The sequence below is a fragment of the Pontibacter diazotrophicus genome, assembly GCF_003367245.1.
GTDB lineage: Bacteria > Bacteroidota > Bacteroidia > Cytophagales > Hymenobacteraceae > Pontibacter > Pontibacter diazotrophicus.
In genome coordinates this window covers 1-543 of the sequence record NZ_QRGR01000088.1, presented here as the reverse complement: position 1 = coordinate 543, position 543 = coordinate 1, and the positions used below count along the sequence as shown (strand labels likewise).

The window sequence follows — 543 nt, the reverse complement described above, 5'->3', positions numbered from 1 at the left end:
GGCGGCAGGCTGTCCCCTTACCAGGGAGGCACCACGCCGCCTGCCAATCAGCCACCGACAGCAAGCGCGGGTGCTGACATAACTATCACCCTGCCCACCAGCAGCGTGGCGCTGAGCGGTTCGGGCACTGATACTGACGGCATTATCAGCAGCTACAGCTGGAGCCAGGTGAGCGGGCCGAACACAGCGACTCTGAGCGGGGCAAATTCAGCTACTTTAACGGCAGGCAGCCTGATGGAGGGCGACTACACCTTCCGTCTTACAGTCACTGACAACGGGGGAGCCAAGGCCACGGATGAGGTTAATGTGTTGGTAAGCCCAGCAGCTCCTGTGAACCAGGTGCCTGTTGCCGACGCCGGTCCTGACATGTCTGTCACGCTCCCTGTCAACAGCGTGGCGCTGAGCGGTTCGGGCACTGACACTGACGGCACTATCAGCAGCTACAGCTGGAGCCAGGTGAGCGGGCCGAACACAGCCACCTTCAGCAGCAGAACAGTAGCTTCCCCCACAGTGAGTGCTTTGGTGGAGGGTGCTTATGCCTTC

At 61.1% G+C, this 543-nt stretch carries 1 protein-coding gene; it reads left to right on the top strand.

Annotated features, from left to right (window positions below; genetic code table 11):
- On the top strand, window positions 1-543 hold a 543-nt coding region (locus DXT99_RS27305; RefSeq protein WP_246001075.1), incomplete at both ends, for a PKD domain-containing protein.